Genomic DNA, 17224 nt, shown 5'->3' on the forward strand with positions numbered 1-17224 from the left:
TCGATACTCGTTTTTTGTCTTAGAAAACGTTGCTTATAATAGGTTGCTTGTGAATAGTTACGTCCATAATAAATACTAACGGGACGATTGCAACAAAAAATGCATTTATCAGAATAATTAGTCTAGCACCGATGATAACGGCAGCTATTATATGACAAAACGGGAAGGGTAAAAAGAGCTGGTCAGTATCGTCCTGTTTTTAGCCAAAACCAATTATTTATGTCAGCATAAATACTTTGCTCATTCAATCATAGGTCTGGCAAGTTTGAATGTTCAACAGACCCTAGATGATACCTAATTGGCGTAGGTCTAAAAAACGGAGGATAACCACAAGCGCAATTTAAGCGACCAGAGTGGTTGAATACCTGTCAATCCTTGCGTCATCTCGCCATCTTTTAAGATGACATAAGAAGGCGTGACTTGCCCTTGCCAATCAGCAAATATCTCTCCTTCTTGATCATTGACCGTGGTAAAGCGATAACTGTTTTCATTAAGGTAGCGGTGCAGCTCTTGATCAGTGCCTGATTTAATGGCGACCGTAACGACTGGATAATTATTTGCGGCGGCAAGTTTGTTTATGGTTGGCGAGGTGAAACTACAGACTGAACACCACGTACCCCAAAAATATACCAGTGTCGGCTTCTCCTGACTCAGTGCCGCTAAATCAACCGTTTGTCCTTGGTAGTCTATCAATTGCAATTGTGGGTTGGCTGGCATGACGGGTTGTCGCCACCAATTAACGGCAGTATAAATGACGGCAAACATCAAACCATATATCAGCAAGGTTTTAACTATAGAAAGCACTTTTTGCTTTGGTGTCTTCTTGAGAGTATCTTTTTTATTTGTGAGATCAATCGTCATAATGGCTACATTTTTGCTCTAAATGTGTTTGATAGATAAAAATAAACGGCTGAAATGTCAGCCGTATTACTCATCAATTTTATGTAACTGTTTTTAGTGGTTACTTTTTAAGTTAACCGATTAAGGCTTTTGTGCACGATTTTGTAACGGATTACCAATGAGCACACTGCCTGAGTTTTCAAGGCGCTCTTCGTCGGTTAATTTACTCGCTGGAATTTTTGCTTTTCGTTTCCATTTTAAGCTAAACAAATCATCACGGCGGTCAATCAGGTTATGTACCGAGCCTTCGTTACGGACGTGAGTCAGCTTATCTAAGTTCACATCTGAGAAAAAGATCATCTCAGTGTTTGCTGTGGTTTCGGCCATAATCGCATCATGCGGAAAAGCAAAGTCTGACGGTGAAAAAATCGACGACTGTGCGTACTGAATATCTAAGCTTTCAACTTGCGGTAAGTTGCCTACTGAACCACAAATCATCACATAACACTCGTTTTCAATGGCTCGCGCTTGGGCACAGTGGCGCACACGTAAATAGCCGTTTTTGGTATCTGTCCAAAAAGGCACAAACAAAATATCCATATCGTCAAGTGCCAGTAAGCGGGCAAGCTCAGGAAACTCAACGTCATAACAGACCAAGATGCCAATACGACCGGCATCCGTGTCAAATACTTTGACCTCATCACCACCTTCGATCACCCAAGCGCTACGCTCATGCGGCGTAATATGGATTTTGCGCTGCTCTTCCACCGTACCATCGCGGCGACACAAATAGCTGACATTGTACAACGTATCGTTTTCGTCTATTAATGGCATGGAGCCGACAATAACGTTGACGTTATAACTGACTGCCAGATGCGAGACTTCGTTTTTGAACCACTCGGTATAACCGGCCAAAAAGCGAATGGCGATGTTTTGATCGGTGGATTCACACAGACCCATTAATGGCGCGTTAAAGAACTCTGGTAAGCAAGCAAAATCTGAGTTGTAATCGGCCATGACATCGACAAAGAATTCTACTTGTTGCAAGAGCTCCTCAGGCGATTCAACTTCACGCATTTGCCACTGGATACCACCGATACGCACTTCTGACTTACGGGTATTCGGCTTATAATCTTGCGGCTCATAATAAATATTGGCCCACTCAAGTAGAGTGGCAAAGCCTTTAGACTGAGCGTCATCTGGCAGATAAGCGGTCAAAATACGCTTAACGATAAAACCGTTGGATAGCTGAAAGGAAAGGGCAGAGTCATGTATTTCACGCGATTCGACCGCATCGATGTACTCACCAGGGGTTAAATCTTTGTGATTGTAGTAATTAGGAATGCGACCTCCAGCCAAGATAGCTCGGAAGTTCAGCTGGCGGCACAGCTCTTTGCGCGCATCATAAAGACGACGACCCAAACGGTAGCCACGATATTCAGGGTCAATCAGCGCATCCAAGCCATAAATAGCATCACCTTCTGGATTGTCTCTAATGATTTCTTTGTGCCCGATCAAATCATCATAGGTATGCGGATTCGAGAACTTGGCATAGTCCACGCGCATAGAGAGAACGATACCGATCAGCTGATCATGATCAAACATGGCAATCTGCCCTTCAGGAAAGGCATCAATCAAGGTATGAATAGTGGTCTTTGACCATGCGCCGCCCAAATTCACATAAACACGGTCCATCAAGGCTTTTAACTGCGGATAATCTTTTTTCTTGATCTCAGCAATCGTGAGGTGAAAGTCGTCTATTTTTTCGATTTTACTCATAAGGTTCCTGTCTGCGGTGTTAATGAATATCGTAAAATTAATGCGTTGTGCGGTGTAGTATCTGATGTAGTGTCTATAGCTATATATAGACCTAAATATTTTTGTGTAACAAAAGCGATAAAAATATTCCAATACGCTTATATAATCGTTACAATAATTTATCTTTTTATTTACAATGAGTTATACGAATTACATATCATATAAAAGTTTTAATGAGGGCTTTAACAGGTTTGCAAGTGTCTACATTTAAGAAGACTGACCTTGTTAGTAGCTGAATCAATCGTACTTGCATGAATAGCATCTGTTCTAATAGTACCTAGTCTGGTAGTTAGTATCTAATCTAACAGTCTCTATTTTAACAGTACCTAATCTAACAGCATCGAAATTCTGTAGCGTCTCCTATTACTTTTGGCTTCGCTTATTCATCACGACTTGGCTTATTACTTTATATTTCGATAGTTATCATACCAATGTAGCGGGTCAATGACAGTCCTGCGTAGTAAATATTTGCTACGTTTTTGTGAATCGATGTCCCTGTCTTTGCTTGGTCTGAACGTGTTTTTTGTTCTACTTACTTCATTTTGCGGTCTATAGGCGGCTTTTTAGGATTATTTTATGGCACCCTTGACACATACGGTCGACCCTCTAGAAACAGTAGAGGATTCAGCATTGGTTCAATTGGTGTATGTCAGTAGTATCACCCTCAGTACGCGCTTAAAAGCCTCAATATTTGATGAAGTAGAAGGTCATGCTCGGGACTATAATGAGCAGCATGGCATTACGGGTACTTTATGTTATGGCAATGGTCATTTCTTACAATGTATTGAAGGTAAAAAATCAAACGTGCTGGCTTTGCAAAAGCGTATTTTTGCCGATAATCGTCACAAAAATGTGCAAGTCTTGCTATTACAAGTTATCGATCAGCGTAGCTTTGCTGATTGGCGTATGCGCCTGCTATTTTTGGAGCGTTGGTTGTGGTCGCCAGCGACCAAGAAGCAAGCCATGCAGTTGTCGCCTTTTTTACCGTTTGCCCCGCATGGCTGGACCTCGAAGCGTACGGAGCAATTTTTGCAGATTATCAAAACGTTTGATAGCCCGCCACATATAAAAGCCGCTGGCATTACTTATAATGCACTGGGCAATATGTTTCGTCATATCGCGGCACCGCATCAGGCCTTTTTGATCGTTCAAGGCTTTTTGAGTATATTGCTGGTAGTAGCGCTGATACTGCTATATTTATAAATTATAAGTTTTATAGCTGAGCTAAAAAAGACGCTAACTTTTGAGTTTAGCGTCTTTTTGTTTGAGGTAAGCGATTAAAATACAAATCACATATCAAAAATCTTACCACGGTTCATAATGTTATTGGGATCAAAGACTTTTTTGACCTCTCGTAAGTAATCAATCTCAGTCTCGCTGCGGCTGTAGTGTAAGTAAGGCTTCTTGGTCATGCCCACGCCATGTTCGGCAGAGACTGAGCCGCCATACTTCTGTACCGTCTCAAACACGTGTTTGTTGACGATCTGACACTCTGCAAAGAAATCATCTTTGCTCATGTTTTCAGGTTTTAGAATATTCAGATGCAAATTACCGTCGCCGATATGACCGAACCAGCACACTTCAAAGTCAGGATAGTTACTGCTGACAATATGATCAATCTTGGTGATAAATTCAGGAACATGGCTTATCAGTACAGAGACATCATTTTTATAAGGGGTAAATACTGAGATGGTCTCAGAGATATATTCGCGCAATTTCCACAGCTCTTCAGCCTGCGCGAGGCTTTGACTCATCACCCCATCGATGACCCAACCTTGCTCCATACAATGCTCAAATATCGCCATCGCCTTATCCATGATCGGCTCGTATGGTGCTTCAAACTCTAATAGCGTATAAAACTTGGTACGCGACTCAAACGGCTCTTGTACTTGACCATGTGCCATTAACTTGTTAATCGCCACGTCATCAAAGAACTCAAAAGCTGTTAAGTCAATTTGTGCTTGAAAGGCAGACAATACATTCATAACATCGTTAAAGCTGTCCATGCCTAAGACCATGACATTTAAGTCTTGCGGCTGACGCTCAAGCTTGATTTGTGCATGGGTGACAAACCCTAGTGTCCCTTCGCTACCGATAAATAATTGGCGCAGATCATAACCCGTGGCGTTCTTTACCATACCGCGGTTGAGATGCAATATGTCACCTTTACCAGTGACCACAGTCAGCCCCATAATCCATTGACGGGTCATGCCGTAACGAATGACTTTGATACCGCCAGCATTGGTGCCGATATTGCCACCTATTTGACTTGAGCCTGCTGAGGCAAAGTCGACAGGGTAATATAGGTCTTTTGATTCTGCGAACTGTTGCAACTGCTGAGTGACAACACCTGCTTCAATCTCGATCATGCGATCCGCAGGATAAAACTGTCCGATACGGTTCATTTTATCCATACTAACGACGATTTCACCATTGGCAGCGACCGCGCCAGCAGACAGTCCAGTACGACCACCACTTGGAGTCAGAACAACATTGTGCTCGTTGGCAAGGAGTACGATAGATTGCACTTGTTCGGTGGTCTTTGGAAAGACGATGGCGGCAGCGGCAGGCGCAAAATGCTTGGTCCAGTCCTTGCCCCAATGTTCTAAGCTCTCAGCGTCGGTTTTGATTTGGCTCGCATCAAAGTCATGAGTATCAATTAAAGTACTCAAAATAGCTTGGACGGCAGCTGTATTGGTTTCGGGTGTAGGCTGAGCGGTAGTTGGCGTCATGATAAAATCTCAATATTAGCGTAAACACGATGCTGGGGTTGACTATTATATAACGAAATATCTCTAAATTCAGTGATCAGTCAGCTCGTGATGGCAATAAGTAGGTGATAATCTGTCTATATGGCAGGCTGTAAATCACAAAAAAATGGTCTGGTCAGTTTCAAACAGAATGATTCACTATAGCATAAAAATTTTTCAGGCTTGATAACCAATAATTCATCTAATCTCCTAACATCGACGTCGAATTTTGTGTAAGATATCGGGACTGTTTTCGTTTCATCCCTCAGACTTATCCCACTGATGATTTTTATAAGACAATTATAGGACAGTTCTCATATGGCGTTATCACTACAGAAAGACAAAATACGTTTTTTATTGCTTGAAGGTCTACATGCCAATGCTCTAAAAGTATTGGAAGGTGCTGGCTATCATAACATCGAAAATATCAGTCACGCGCTGGATCAAGATGAGCTGATCGAAAAGATTAAAGACGCTCACTTTGTTGGTATTCGCTCGCGCACGCAGCTGACTCGTGAAGTACTTGAGCATGCGCACAAGCTGATCGGTATTGGTTGCTTCTGTATCGGTACCAACCAAGTAGACTTAGAAGCCGCTCGTGAACTGGGTATTCCAGTCTTTAACGCGCCATACTCAAATACCCGCTCGGTGGCTGAACTGGTATTGGCCGAAGCTATTATGCTGTATCGCGGCATTCCTGAAAAGAATGCGACTGTGCATCGCGGCGGTTGGGGTAAGTCTGCCACCAACTCACATGAAGTGCGTGGTAAGACCATCGGTATCGTCGGTTACGGCTCTATCGGCTCACAACTGTCAGTATTGGCAGAAAGCTTCGGTATGAAAGTCATTTATCATGATGCTGTCACCAAGTTGCCATTAGGTAATGCGGTACAAGTGGGAAGTTTAGAGGAGCTGTTATCAACGGCTGACATCGTGACCTTGCATGTACCTGATGTGCCAAGCACGCGCTATATGATGAAAGCTGAACAGTTCGCACAAATGAAAGAAGGCAGTTACTTTATCAATGCTGCACGCGGTACGTGCGTCGAAATTGACGACCTAGCTGCTGTGCTTGAGTCTGGTAAAATCTTGGGCGCGGCGATTGATGTGTTTCCGAAAGAGCCAAAATCTGCTGACCAAGAGTTTGAGTCACCACTACGTAAATTTGACAATGTTATTTTGACGCCGCACATTGGTGGTTCAACTCAAGAAGCGCAGGCTAATATTGGTTTAGAAGTGGCGGATAAATTCGTCAGATACTCTGATCAAGGTGATACGGCGACCGCTGTCAATTTCCCAGAAGTGTCTGTTCCATTCAAAGAAAACTCGCATCGTCTGCTGCACATTCACAAGAACGTACCGGGCGTACTGTCACAGATTAACCGCTTGTTTGCTGAAGCGCATATCAACATCTTGGCACAGAGCTTAATGACGGAAGGCGATGTCGGCTATCTGGTCATGGATGTCGATTACAATGATTCGACTGCTGCGTTAGATCAGCTGAAAGACGTAGAAGAGACTATCCGCGTACGTATCTTATTCTAGTATAGTCAATCCACTATAAAAGAGTTACAGCGTTAACCTCGCTTGAAGTATTTGATATACATCTGCACTCGGTTGCCTTGTACCACTTTCAAATTGGATCAACTATATCAGCGTTGATTGTTGCGATAAGCACTGACAATTTGTCATAAAAAAAGAGAGTGCTCAATTAAATGAGCACTCTCTTTTTTGTTTAGCTTGAAGTAAGACTGTTTATCTATTTTTGGCTTGATTTGCTGCATCGGCTAATCGTTGTGCTTCAACCTTAGCGGCTTTGCGTTTCTCTATCACATCTATCACGTCGCTGCCGATATGCGCTTCACCACGTTTTTTCGCTAGCTGCATTTGATGCTCGCGTTCACGAAAGCGCGCCTTTTGTTCATCAGTTGCTTTATCGATACAATGTGGGCATGACTCGCCTTTAATGTAAGCACTGCTTTGCATCTCTTCTTGAGTAATCGGCATACGGCAAGCGAAGCATTGCTCATAGCTGCCTTTTTCTAAATTGTGATTGACCGACACGCGATTGTCAAAGACGAAGCAATCGCCTTGCCACATAGAGTCGCTGGCAGGTACTTCTTCTAGATATTTTAGGATGCCGCCTTCTAGATGATAAACCTCTTCAAATCCTTGCTCTCGTAAGTAGGCAGTAGATTTCTCACAGCGGATACCACCCGTACAGAACATCGCGACTTTTTTATGCTTCGCCGGATCCATTTCTTTTGCCACGTATTCTGGGAACTCGCGGAACGTTTCCGTATTCGGGTTGACCGCATTTTGAAACGTACCGATTTTTACCTCATAATCGTTACGCGTATCGATGAGCATAACCTCAGGATCAGAGATTAGCGCATTCCACTCGCTTGGTTTTACATAGCGACCGACCGATTGCAAAGGATCGATATTTTCGACACCCATCGTGACGATTTCTTTTTTGAGCTTCACTTTAGTACGATAAAAAGGCTGAGCATCAGTATAAGATTCTTTAAAGGTAAAACTGCCAATCGCTTCGATACTACGCAGGTAGTCAAGGACGGTGTCAATACTTTGGCGTGTACCAGAAATCGTCCCGTTAATGCCTTCAGCGGCAATCAACAAAGTGCCTTTGACGTCATTATCGAGCATGGTATTTAAGATTGGCTCACGATGTTGCTCAAAGTCAGCGAAGCGCGTGAACTTATAAAGAGCGGCAACGACGATATTGTTGGTGACGCTATCGTAAATGGGGGCTGACTTGTTATCAGTTACCGTGTTGTCTTGGATGCTACTGTTTTTGGTAACGCTATCTTGAGTGGTGCTCATGTGTTTCTCCTGCTGGCTAGGTCGCAAACCTAGTGCGTTGGGTTAACAGTCTGGTTCAAATAAACACGCTATTGTGTCATCCTCGCTTGATGTACTTTGGGTACAATCTGCGCTCGGCTTTCTTATATCGCAATCATTTGAAATAGACTTGGTTGGTTTAGAATGAGGTATAACACTAGCCCTATTGTGGGATTAGCTAATGCGCGGGTAGTGTAGCAAATTTTGGTAAGATTTTGAATAGTTTAATAGCGAATGGCATCACCCTGCGCAAAAACTTGCTGAAAAATACTTATTGCTCTGTTTAATGCGGTATCAAAATATACAGTGTTCAATTCTGTTCTAGATTCACTCCAAGTATTGATAGTAGGTAAACCAATCTCAAACCTTAATCCAAACTCATTATTATAAAAAAGAGGGCTTTCTAAATTTAGATCTTCGATACTCAATTATTAGTTCTTGCTCGTAATTCATCAATAGATTCACTTGGCATTACACACAACCAAAACACGTAAGCACAAAATGCGCCAAAGCAGCCTAATATTAAGCTCATAGATAGTAGAGGTTGAGGCGACTGTAGTTCTAGGAAAGTGCTTATAAACAATAGAACTGTAGGTGATATAAAGCCAATAAATATGTAGGCAAAGCCATTTTTAATATTTAACTTTTTTAAAACTAGATGAGTAGGAATACCGATTAATATTGAGCTTACAAAGCTTATAGAAAAAACTATCAAAACTACTGATAGTAACGAGTAGATATTTAAACCAAAAATTAATAAAGTCATTATGATAATGGATGGGGCAAGTGAACTGTAGATAACCGCTTTTATAATATCCATCATGACTTCTCCGAAACATTTAATTCCGATGTAATCTTGACAAAGTCTTGTTTTTCCATAGTTACTACAGGTACTAACTCAGCTCGATAAGCTAAATCCTCTGGTAATTTAATATTCCCAACCAGTCCTAAATGCTCTAGCACTTTTAATACCCAAAAGCCCGGATCAGATTGTCCTTTGTATAGTCCTAGACGTGCAGAGCCAGGGTAGGCATGATGGTTATTGTGCCAAGACTCACCCATCGAGAGAAGCCCTGCAAACTTGATATTATAACCCTGTGCAGCTGCACCTTCGATATGCCAGTCTCTATGACCTTGGTTATGGGCAAAATGACCGACTAACCAGTGTCCGGTTACCGATACAAAGATACGCATGGATATCCCCCAAACCACCCATGCTATGCCACCAAAATAAAATAGTAATAGAGCATAGGGCAGTTGTTGCCACATCCATGTCTTTTCCATTAGTAGATAGACTTTGCTATTTTTGACACGTGGTTCAGGTATGAACTTTGGGGGATTATCTAAGACTAAATCACAGTTTAATTGCTGCCAACCATCTCTTGCAAAGCTATTACCATGTCTTAGATAAGTGTGACACTTAGCCTGACGCTGTGCCCAATCTCGCAGATCATGCTGATGCATCATGCCGAGTGGTCCTGCCATACCGACCAAAACGCCAAAATGGACGAATAAATATTCTATCCACAGTGGACACTCATAGCTGTTATGAATTAAACGTCGATGCATGCCTAATGAGTGACCTAGGCATAAGGTGATACCTGTCAATAAGACGAAAACCAGTAATGCGCTCCATGAAAAAGTCAGAAACCCTGCAACTATAGCGATTGATGTATGGAATAGATACCAAGTTGATTTTAGCGGTGACCAAACCATTCGGCCTTTTTCAGCATTGGTTAAACCGCTCTCAACCATTCTAGGTGTGCCTTCTATTACTACTGTCTTATTAATATCAATCATCGCACTGTTCCTTAGTCATGACTTTTCGAGTATGATAATAACTAGGTAATGAAGAGTTAATTAGTTATTTAACTCATTAGTTAAATAGTTTAATGTTATTTAGGATAAATGCAAGAATTTATTCAATCAGCAAAATAGAATGACAATGATTAAAAGTATGATGATTAGAACATAAGTATCAAAAAATGGAGCACGTTATGGCTGAAAAAGAAGATTCTGCAAAAGTGTTTGAGGCATTATCCTCAACGCCTCGGCGTCAAATCTTAAGTTATTTATCTAGTACAGAGCTGACATCAGGTGAGATTGCCGATAGATTTGAGATGAGTAAGCCTGCGCTTTCAAAGCATTTAAAAGTATTAGAAAATGCAGGGTTAGTAAAAAGTGATAAACGTGGTCAGTACGTTCACTATTCTATCGTAGAGGATAATTTGGTCACGACTTTAGTCAATTTTACGGCGAGCTTTTGCCCAGTCGGGAGTCCATTAAAGAAGGAAAGCAAAAGAATAGCTCAAGAGAAGAAAGAGTTAACTAGTAGCCAATAGCTACAACAGCATTGACCGTGTAAACACAAAAAATCCAGCTCAAAGGCTGGATTTTTTATTGTTTTGAAATCTATAGGCTAAAGTTTTTTATAACTAAATTCACAGCCATTAATTGAAATACTACGCCTCAGTGGCGTCTTCAGCTGCAGAAATACCCGCTTGGAATAACAAATAACCCACTAACATCTCAATATACGCTGAAAACTTCCAGATAATCTCAGGCAATTGTATACCCAAAACGCCACCCCAAAGGTCAATCTCCATAAAGCTACTGACCAAATCGGCTAAACCGAATAAGCATAAGATGCCACCGACAATAATAAGTGCAATTTTCATGTGTTAATCCTTTAAGCTTCCAAGAACATTGGCTGCTATGTCTTTGATAATATGATGATGAAGTAGGGTTAAGCTTATAAAAGGAAGCGCAAAATAAGCCTAAAACCACACTCCAAACTAAGTTTGGGTTTTTAAAAAATATTATATATAAACATTTGTTTCATTACAATTGTAAAGACACATAAATAACTGAGGTAGGGAGCATTTCAATTCGATACTAATGAAGGTTTTGCTTTAAGCGGATGATTCCCAGTGTTTTAAAGAAGTGATAGATCATTTTAACTCAAGCAAAGAACTTGATGATATTACAAACACAAAAAATCCAGCTCAAAGGCTGGATTTTTATTTTTAAACTAAAACTGTATGTTGCTAGATTTACTTGCTCTGAAACCAAGTATCCGCTTTGCTGCGAGCGCTAGCGATATCTGAGCTTGATAAGTTCAATGCCAATTGGCCGATTTTACCACGAGCCTTGTTACGGACTTTTTCATCTAGCATGCCATCACGGGCAGCCAAGTCGTACCATTTATAAGCATCGACCAAATTCTTTTGCTTCTCATCTAACAAAGCAAGCGTATAGCTGGCACGGTTATCGCCACGCATCGCGGCTTTCTCTAACCAAACTTTCGCTTGTTGTAGGTTAGGCTGCACACCTTCACCGCGCAAGTACATGATGGCAAGATTCAACTGAGCAGGGGCAACGCCTTGCTGAGCAGCTTTGGTATACCATTGGATGGCTTGCTGGGTGTTTTGGGCAATGCCTTCACCTTTTTGCAAACGTTTGGCTAAATAAAACTGAGCGTGATCGTTGCCTTGGGCAGCACGATTAGACAATTCACTGACAGGCATTAGCTCAAAACGTGAGGTATCAAGTGGCACGTTTGATATTAACTCAGCGTTGGCAAGGCCGGCACAAGAAAACAAGGCAGTGAACAACGCAGCTTTTAATAATTTCATAGCAGCTCCAAAATTAGGCAGTTAATAGGCAAAAAGAGTTGTACCGCTAAACATTGTCTCGCTAAAGACAGTTAGACGGTGATAACAATTAGGTGAAATCTTGCGATATAAACCTACCTAATTATTAGCAATATAATTAATCGTTGAGTGTCGCAATCACCGTTAGTCGGACCGATAAACGGTCGAAATCAGGGTGCGGTTGACACTATTTTGCTAGCTTAACACCCAAACTTACGAAACTCAAATACTAATTACACGATTTAATCCTCAATACTACCTTAGCGTCCTCAACAAAATCATAGAGTTACTAAGAGGTAATAAAGAATTAACAATGTATTAAGGTTAAAAAGGTGTTTATTAGCCATCATTAAATAGCTTAAAAGGAAGTAGAATTGCCTATGACTATACGGGTTTTTGTTTGGTCACGCGGTAAATAGCGACGTCTGCCAGCAGATTTGGCGCTTGGCGTATCAATGCTTTCATGAGCGGTGTGTGACCTTTTTCTGAATCACTAACGGCAAAGCGGTTAATAATATGAATGTCATGCTTGGCACAAAGCTGCTCAAAATCTTTGAAGGTACATAGATGAATATTTGGTGTGTTATACCATTCATAAGGCAGCGCTTCTGAAACGGGCATCATGCCTTTAAGCCCTAAATGCAGACGGTTTTGCCAATGGGCAAAGTTAGGGAAGGTGATAACTGCTTCGCGGGCAACTCGCAGCATATCGAGCAAGAGCACATCTGGTGACTTGACTGCTTGCAGGGCACGCGCCATGACGACGGTATCGAAGCTATCATCAGCGAAACGCGCGAGACCATCGTTCAGATCTTGCTCGATAATGGACAACCCTTTGGCGATACCATCATTGATTTTTTCTTCGTCGATCTCAAGCCCATATCCCGTTACGCCGCGATTTTGTTGCAAATGCGCGAGCAATTCGCCATTGCCACAGCCTAAGTCTAGTACATGGGACTGCGGGGCAATCCAACGCTCAGCCAATTGATGATCCATTCTCATGAGTGCTCTCCAGTTTTCTGATGGCTGTTTTTCGACTGACTGTTTTTTGACTGGCTGTCCGTGATGAATGGCGCGGTCAAAAATCCTCTGACGGCACCCATATAACGTGGGATGTCGAATAAGAAAGAATCATGACCATGCGGTGCATCTACATTGATATAGTTGACGGGTTTGCCAGTCGCCATTAAGGCATCGACAATCTCTTGCGAACGCTCAGGGGCAAAGCGCCAGTCGGTGGTAAACGACACCACTAAGTACTGACACTGAGTGTGGGCGAAGGCCGCTTTGAGCGCCGCTAATTCTTGCTGACGATCAATTTCATTGTCAGTTTGAGCATCATTGTCATTGTCGGTTTCATTATCAGTTTTTAAGTTTTCAGTGGCTACATTGTCAGTGACTAAGTCATCTGCAAGCTCATATTTAGCGGATTTTTCGGTCGCATTTTTGGTCGTTTCGACAGACGCCGCGATTGAGGCCTCAAGTAGCGCTCCAGACTCCGACGGATTTGTAGAGTCTACTGATGGTGTTGATGACTGTGCTGATGGCTGTACTGACAGATAGCCACGCGTTGGGTCAAAGTAGTCTAAGGCTTTGGTCATAAGCAAATAAGTATTGGCATCGAAGTTTTCGCTAAAGCGCTCGCCTTGGTAGCGTAGATAGCTTTCAACCTGAAACTCGACATCATAGCCATACATAAATTTGCCAGATTTTAAATCACGACCGAATTTAGCTTTCATCGCATCATCGGTCAAATAGGTGATATGACCAACCATGCGAGCCAATATCAGTCCGCGACGAGGGTAGGTGCCAGCTTGTAAATAGCGTCCGTCCTTAAAGTCAGGATCCGATAAAATCGACTGACGTGCGACCTCATTAAAGGCAATGTTTTGTGCGGAAAGCTTCGGTGTGCTGGCGATGACCACGCAGCGTTTCAGCCTCTCAGGGTAATCGACCGACCATTGCAGCGCCTGCATACCGCCCATAGAGCCACCGACGATAGCATGCCAAACATTGATACCGAGACGGTCTGAGAGCATGGCTTGGGTTTTGACCCAGTCTTTGATGGTGACTAACGGAAAGTCAGGGCCGTAAACTTCTGATGCGCTAGCGTCGTCTGCTTTTTCTGAATCGACGTTATTTGAATCCATACTGTCTGGATTAATCGTCGTTGGACCTGTCGAGCCAAAGCAGCTGCCGATATTATTGAGGCACACCACATAAAATTGATTGGTATCGATGGCTTTATTGGGGCCAATCATATTGTCCCACCAGCCTGCCTTTTTATCATCGGCACTGTACCTGCCTGCCGCATGATGGTTACCAGATAAGGCGTGACAAATTAATATCGCATTTGATTTATCGCTATTGAGGGTGCCATAAGTCTCTACCATCAAGTCAAACGAGGGCAAGGTTCGATTGCACTCCAAGGTCAAGGGTTCAGCGAAATGGAAGTTCTGTGGTGTGACGATTCCAACTGAGCCAACGGTATCGACTGAGCTATCCACATGAGCGTGATCCTTTGGGGAGTGGTCACTGGTAGTACTATCAGGACGTGCGTTCAAAGCTACCTCGCAAGACGACAATTATCAATAAAAAATAGGACGGCAATATGCTTGCCTATTGTATGGCGATGCGTGGATGAGCACAACCTTCGAGTTGAGTCTTTCGCGCACAGTAAAAACTCAGTGCGTATCAAATTGTAGGGTTGCTACTTTTACCATGCGTTATCGCGCTATAAAATGCTACACTAATAATCGTTTATCCTATATTCTTTTTTAATCAACCTAATAATAAAATAGTACTTTATGAAACCAAAACTGCCCCCACGTATTGCTGTTCTATTGGTCAACCTTGGTACGCCTGATGAGCCGACAGCGCCTGCCGTGCGTCGCTATCTAAAGCAGTTTTTATCAGACCCGCGTGTGATTGAAATCCCAAAATTCCTGTGGGCGATTATCCTGAATCTGTTTGTGTTGCCAAGCCGTCCTAAACGCGTGGCAGAAGCTTATGCCAGTATTTGGGATGGTGACTCGCCAATGCGCAATATCCTGAACCAACAAGTAGCGATGTTAGATACGCGTTTGGCTGAGCAGGCTGCACCATTTCGCGTTTCTGTCCATTCTGCAATGAGCTATGGTAATCCAGGTTTGCCCGATGTGATGGACAAACTGCGTAGCGAAGGCGTTGACCACTTTGTGATGTTACCCGTATTTCCACAGTATTCAGCGACTTCAACGGGCGCAGTGTACGATGCCATTACTAAATGGTCTCTAAAGCAGCGTAACTTGCCTAATATTACGATAGTTAAAGACTACTTCGCGCATCCTTTATATATCAAAGCATTAGCGGATAGTATTCGTCGCTTTCAAGCGGTACATGGCAAACCTGACAAGCTTATGTTTAGCTTCCACGGTATTCCGCAGCCGTATATGGATAAAGGCGACCCTTATCCTAGACGCTGTAAATGTACCGCAGCGCAAGTGGCACAAGCGCTTGGCCTAAAAGATGATGAATGGATTATCAGCTTTCAGTCACGCTTTGGTAAGCAAGAATGGGTTAAGCCTTATACCGATGTCATACTCGATGAATGGGCTAAATCAGGTGTAAAATCAGTACAAATTCTCAGTCCAGCGTTCTCAGCGGATTGTCTAGAAACCTTAGAAGAATTGGCGATTGAGAACCGGGAGAACTTTCTTCATGCTGGCGGGCAAGAATATCACTATATCCCAGCGCTGAATGCCGATGAGGCACATATTGATTTATTAGAAGCCATGAGTGCGCCATTGGTCAAAGGTTGGGCAGGCACTTTGGATGGTTGGGCTTAATTGATTAAATTTGCAAATCAAAAAATACCGGACATAACATCCGGTATTTTTTTGCCTAAATGGTTTTAATTGAATTGACTAGAATGAAATAAAGTTGGGGTATTCGTTATCAATGTGTGAGAATATGCCAAATAACTATTTAAAACCTTTGCTAATTTTATATTTGCTTAACTTTGTCTTTAAGGATGACTATGTCTAGCTCTAACCATTCACAATCCAATGTGTCTCTACAAAAACCTAACGGACAACCACCAAATTTACCACCAACTGATGAGTATGGCGGCCTATTACCGCAGTTATTGGCAAGTCCAAGAAAATGTGATGCAGCGGCTGGCATGAGCTGGATTGTTAAAGCGTTTGGACTGTTTAAAGATCAACCATTATTATGGTTTGGCATGAGTGTGACATTTCTAGTGATCGTTGGCATTGCTTCTTCAATACCTTTATTAAATATCCTGATCATACCGACCGTGTTTATGTTTCTTGGGGGCTTTATTAAAGGTGCAGCAGCTCAATCGGCAGGGGCAGAGCTGCGTTTTGACCATTTATTTTCAGCATTTAAAAGTCATTGGCAGCCCTTGCTAATCCTTGGCTTATTATATTTAGTGGGTATTATTATTTGTATGATTCCGCTGTTTATCGCTATGGGTAGTATGATGTTTTCTATGATGACAGGCGGTATGGGTAGTAGTTACGGAATGATGAATGATATCTCTTTAGGAAGTATTTTCCTTGGTTATCTGTTGTCTATGCTACTGATAATCCCCCTTTATATGGCACTGTGGTTTGCGCCAGCGTTAGTGGTACTACATAACCTCGAACCCATTGCCGCCATGAAAAAAAGCTTTGAAGCAGGCAAAGTTAATGTTGTGCCTATTTTAGTGTATGGTTTAATATCGGTGTTGTTATTACCTATCCTGACTATGCTGACCTTGGGACTGGGTGTATTGTTGATACTGCCAATTATGTTGCTCACTTACTACACCAGCTACCGAGATGTTTGGACCGATCAGCCAGTGTCAGCAGTGTAGTTTTTGAATTTGATAAAACCTTAAAATTTAAATACCTTCTAAGAAACAAAAAATCCCGCTCAATGCTATCGAGCGGGATTTTTTATGACTAAATAGTTGTTCTAAAAAGCATCATCGTTACTACGTTCTGCTGCTTCTCTATCAGCGATATCCATTGCATCTGGATAATCACTGTCATCTAGATTGTCTTGAACCAAGACTTCATCGACACGTGATTCGTCGATATTTTGGCGATGCATGGGCGTTAGTCCTTGCGTGGCATCTGTACCGACTTCTGAATTATCAAACCCAGCACTATTGTCAATCACGTCATCATTATCAATCGTGTGCAGCATAGGATTGTCTAGATTCACTTCTTGACTGTTATCATTGATGTTTGTATCACCTTCAATGTGATCCATATTTTCTGGTAGCGGACTCTTTGAATTGTCCATAGTGGTTTC

17 protein-coding genes are annotated in these 17224 nt (G+C 42.3%); 5 read left to right on the top strand and 12 right to left on the bottom strand.

Going from position 1 to position 17224, the window contains the following annotated elements; all coding sequences use genetic code 11:
- Positions 1 to 309: 309 nt before the first annotated feature.
- Positions 310 to 861 (bottom strand): protein disulfide oxidoreductase, encoded by a 552-nt coding sequence (locus ACTQ9T_RS08870; protein ID WP_440464813.1) that lies wholly within the window; start codon positions 859 to 861, stop codon positions 310 to 312.
- Between the two features lie 120 nt (positions 862 to 981).
- A complete protein-coding gene (locus ACTQ9T_RS08875; RefSeq protein ID WP_210541170.1) occupies positions 982 to 2619 on the bottom strand; it encodes a carbon-nitrogen hydrolase family protein in 1638 nt (545 codons plus the stop codon).
- A 615-nt stretch (positions 2620 to 3234) separates the two neighbouring features.
- Here ACTQ9T_RS08875 and ACTQ9T_RS08880 point away from each other — a divergent pair.
- Positions 3235 to 3861, top strand: a complete 627-nt coding sequence (locus ACTQ9T_RS08880) for a BLUF domain-containing protein (RefSeq protein WP_440464814.1) — start codon at positions 3235 to 3237, stop codon at positions 3859 to 3861.
- A gap of 86 nt (positions 3862 to 3947) precedes the next feature.
- Here ACTQ9T_RS08880 and ACTQ9T_RS08885 read toward each other — a convergent pair whose 3' ends face one another.
- Positions 3948 to 5390: an FAD-binding oxidoreductase gene (locus ACTQ9T_RS08885; RefSeq protein WP_440464815.1), complete on the bottom strand. Its 1443-nt coding sequence runs from the start codon at positions 5388 to 5390 to the stop codon at positions 3948 to 3950.
- A gap of 336 nt (positions 5391 to 5726) precedes the next feature.
- On the opposite strand from ACTQ9T_RS08885, the gene serA reads away from it, so the two are divergent.
- A complete protein-coding gene (gene serA, locus ACTQ9T_RS08890; RefSeq protein WP_201593260.1) occupies positions 5727 to 6953 on the top strand; it encodes a phosphoglycerate dehydrogenase in 1227 nt (408 codons plus the stop codon).
- A gap of 210 nt (positions 6954 to 7163) precedes the next feature.
- Here the strand turns inward: serA and trhO are convergent, their stop codons facing one another.
- The 4 genes from trhO to ACTQ9T_RS08910 form a co-directional block, all read right to left on the bottom strand.
- Complete coding sequence (gene trhO / locus ACTQ9T_RS08895) at positions 7164 to 8252, bottom strand: oxygen-dependent tRNA uridine(34) hydroxylase TrhO (RefSeq protein ID WP_440464816.1); 1089 nt, start codon at positions 8250 to 8252, stop codon at positions 7164 to 7166.
- Between the two features lie 242 nt (positions 8253 to 8494).
- Positions 8495 to 8698: a DUF3885 domain-containing protein gene (locus ACTQ9T_RS08900; protein WP_440464817.1), complete on the bottom strand. Its 204-nt coding sequence runs from the start codon at positions 8696 to 8698 to the stop codon at positions 8495 to 8497.
- Positions 8695 to 9093 (bottom strand): hypothetical protein, encoded by a 399-nt coding sequence (locus ACTQ9T_RS08905; protein WP_440464818.1) that lies wholly within the window; start codon positions 9091 to 9093, stop codon positions 8695 to 8697. Before ACTQ9T_RS08905 ends, ACTQ9T_RS08900 begins: the two co-directional genes overlap by 4 nt.
- Positions 9090 to 10070, bottom strand: a complete 981-nt coding sequence (locus tag ACTQ9T_RS08910) for an acyl-CoA desaturase (RefSeq protein ID WP_440464819.1) — start codon at positions 10068 to 10070, stop codon at positions 9090 to 9092. The genes ACTQ9T_RS08905 and ACTQ9T_RS08910 overlap by 4 nt, the downstream gene beginning before the upstream one ends.
- A gap of 197 nt (positions 10071 to 10267) precedes the next feature.
- On the opposite strand from ACTQ9T_RS08910, the gene ACTQ9T_RS08915 reads away from it, so the two are divergent.
- Positions 10268 to 10612, top strand: coding sequence for an ArsR/SmtB family transcription factor (locus tag ACTQ9T_RS08915; protein WP_440464820.1), 345 nt, complete (start codon positions 10268 to 10270; stop codon positions 10610 to 10612).
- A 120-nt stretch (positions 10613 to 10732) separates the two neighbouring features.
- Here ACTQ9T_RS08915 and ACTQ9T_RS08920 read toward each other — a convergent pair whose 3' ends face one another.
- The 4 genes from ACTQ9T_RS08920 to metX form a co-directional block, all read right to left on the bottom strand.
- Positions 10733 to 10948 (bottom strand): hypothetical protein, encoded by a 216-nt coding sequence (locus tag ACTQ9T_RS08920; protein ID WP_440464821.1) that lies wholly within the window; start codon positions 10946 to 10948, stop codon positions 10733 to 10735.
- A gap of 375 nt (positions 10949 to 11323) precedes the next feature.
- Positions 11324 to 11905: a tetratricopeptide repeat protein gene (locus ACTQ9T_RS08925; RefSeq protein ID WP_010201739.1), complete on the bottom strand. Its 582-nt coding sequence runs from the start codon at positions 11903 to 11905 to the stop codon at positions 11324 to 11326.
- A 402-nt stretch (positions 11906 to 12307) separates the two neighbouring features.
- A complete protein-coding gene (gene metW / locus ACTQ9T_RS08930) occupies positions 12308 to 12925 on the bottom strand; it encodes a methionine biosynthesis protein MetW (RefSeq protein ID WP_010201738.1) in 618 nt (205 codons plus the stop codon).
- Positions 12922 to 14430, bottom strand: a complete 1509-nt coding sequence (gene metX / locus ACTQ9T_RS08935; protein WP_440464871.1) for a homoserine O-acetyltransferase MetX — start codon at positions 14428 to 14430, stop codon at positions 12922 to 12924. Before metX ends, metW begins: the two co-directional genes overlap by 4 nt.
- A 300-nt stretch (positions 14431 to 14730) precedes the next feature.
- Here metX and hemH point away from each other — a divergent pair, with 300 nt between their 5' ends.
- Together hemH and ACTQ9T_RS08945 are read left to right on the top strand one after the other, a co-directional pair.
- Positions 14731 to 15750 carry a ferrochelatase gene (hemH, locus tag ACTQ9T_RS08940; protein ID WP_189582626.1) on the top strand — a complete coding sequence of 340 codons (1020 nt, stop codon included), beginning with the start codon at positions 14731 to 14733 and terminating at the stop codon, positions 15748 to 15750.
- A 191-nt stretch (positions 15751 to 15941) separates the two neighbouring features.
- On the top strand, positions 15942 to 16781 hold the full coding sequence (locus ACTQ9T_RS08945; RefSeq protein ID WP_440464822.1) for a BPSS1780 family membrane protein: 840 nt from the start codon (positions 15942 to 15944) through the stop codon (positions 16779 to 16781).
- Positions 16782 to 16882: 101 nt separating this feature from the next.
- Here ACTQ9T_RS08945 and ACTQ9T_RS08950 read toward each other — a convergent pair whose 3' ends face one another.
- On the bottom strand, positions 16883 to 17215 hold the full coding sequence (locus tag ACTQ9T_RS08950) for a hypothetical protein (protein ID WP_440464823.1): 333 nt from the start codon (positions 17213 to 17215) through the stop codon (positions 16883 to 16885).
- Positions 17216 to 17224: the final 9 nt, after the last annotated feature.

The organism is Psychrobacter sp. ASPA161_6 (assembly GCF_051970285.1).
Taxonomy (GTDB): Bacteria; Pseudomonadota; Gammaproteobacteria; order Pseudomonadales; family Moraxellaceae; genus Psychrobacter; species Psychrobacter glaciei.